Source organism: Virgibacillus salexigens (assembly GCF_014905415.1).
Taxonomy (GTDB): Bacteria; Bacillota; Bacilli; order Bacillales; family Amphibacillaceae; genus Virgibacillus; species Virgibacillus salexigens.
The window spans coordinates 1-304 of the sequence record NZ_BNEO01000140.1 but is presented as its reverse complement, the minus strand read 5'-3'; the positions used below and the strand labels follow the sequence as shown (position 1 = coordinate 304).

1 protein-coding gene is annotated in these 304 nt (G+C 39.1%); it reads left to right on the top strand.

Annotated features, from left to right (window positions below; all coding sequences use genetic code 11):
• Window positions 1-304: DUF3231 family protein (locus tag JKP73_RS22590; protein WP_200412032.1), on the top strand; the 304-nt coding region annotated here is incomplete at both ends.

The window sequence follows — 304 nt, the reverse complement described above, 5'->3', positions numbered from 1 at the left end:
GACGTCCAAGATTTTATGATTCGGGGTAAAGATATCTCTCAAAAACATATTAAAATCTTTGTAGATACCCTACTGAAAGATGATATTGAAGCCCCTCATGTACCGGATGTAGGAGTGAGTGAATCGTCAGCCTCCACCTTTTCCGATAAATTAATGATGTTTCATATGAGCTTACTCATATCCTCGGGAATTGGCAATTATTCCACAGCTGGTTCTGCAAGACAACGAAGTGACTTAATGGTCAATTATGAACGATTATCATTTGAAGTTGCAAGGCTTGCCAAGAGGGGTGCAGATATTATGA